Here is a 1176-nt window from a genome sequence, read left to right as displayed (position 1 = left end):
GATGGCTTCGGCATTGTGGCACGGGTTCGCGGACATGGGCGCTGTGGAGAAGAACGGCGCGTTTGTCGTCTCTCGCGGTGAGGGCGCGTACATCTGGGACCGCGAGGGCACTCGGTATCTGGATGCGACGGCGGGCCTGTGGTTCACCAATGTCGGGCACGGGCGCACGGAGATCGCGGATGCGGTGGCGGCTCAGTTGTCGAAGATCGCTCATTTCTCGAATTTCGGTGATTTTGTTCCCGAGACCACGCAGGTGTTGGCGGAGCGGTTGGCGACGATCGCGCCGGTTGCCGGGAGCAAGATCTTTTTCACTTCGGGTGGTTCGGATTCGGTGGACACTGCGGCGAAGCTCGCTCGCCGGTACTGGCACGAGGTGGGGCAGCCGGAGAAGGCGATCATCGTCGGTCGTCAGAAGGCGTACCACGGAATGCATGTTGCGGGAACGGCTCTGGCGGGTATTCCGGTGAACCGTGAGGGGTACGGCGAGCTGATGGCGGATGCGGCCACGGTCGGCTGGGATGATGCGAAGAGTCTGCTCGAGTTGATCGAGAGGATCGGTGCGAACAAGATCGCCGCGTTCTTCGCGGAGCCGATCATCGGTGCGGGTGGGGTGTATCTTCCGCCGGAGGGGTACCTGGCGGAGGTGCGCGACATCTGCCGCGAGCACGACATTCTGTTTGTCGTCGACGAGGTCGTGACCGGTTTCGGTCGTATCGGTGGTGAGTGGTTCGCGTCTACTCGTTTCGATTTGCAGCCCGACATGATGACCACGGCAAAGGGTTTGACGTCCGGTTACGTTCCGATGGGTGCGGTGTTCATCGCGCCGCGGGTGGCGGAGCCGTTCTATGCGGGTTCGTGGTGGCGTCATGGTTACACGTACGGTGGGCATGCCGGTGCTGCTGCGGCGGCGATGGCGAACCTCGACATTCTCGAGCGTGAGAATTTGCTTGGGGAGTCGAAGCGTCTGGAGGCGTCGTTGCATACGCATCTGCAGCCGTTGGCCGAGCATCCGCGGGTGGCGGAGGTTCGTAGTGGGCTCGGTGCGGTCGCTGCGGTGCAGTTGGCTGATCCGGCGGAGGCTTTGCCGTTCGTGAAGACGTTGCGTGAGCACGGTATTTCGGGTCGCGCGGCGGGTCAGGGTGCGATGCAGATTTCGCCGACGTTCGTCATGACCGA

1 protein-coding gene is annotated in these 1176 nt (G+C 63.0%); it reads left to right on the top strand.

Annotated features, from left to right (window positions below):
• Position 1: 1 nt before the first annotated feature.
• Positions 2 to 1176 (top strand): aspartate aminotransferase family protein (locus tag ABX74_RS09690; protein ID WP_024488280.1); only part of this gene is annotated, 1175 nt, incomplete at its 3' end.

Source organism: Rhodococcus sp. ARP2 (genome assembly GCF_001029585.1).
Taxonomy (GTDB): domain Bacteria; phylum Actinomycetota; class Actinomycetes; order Mycobacteriales; family Mycobacteriaceae; genus Rhodococcus_F; species Rhodococcus_F erythropolis.
This window is presented reverse-complemented; position numbering and strand designations above follow the sequence as displayed.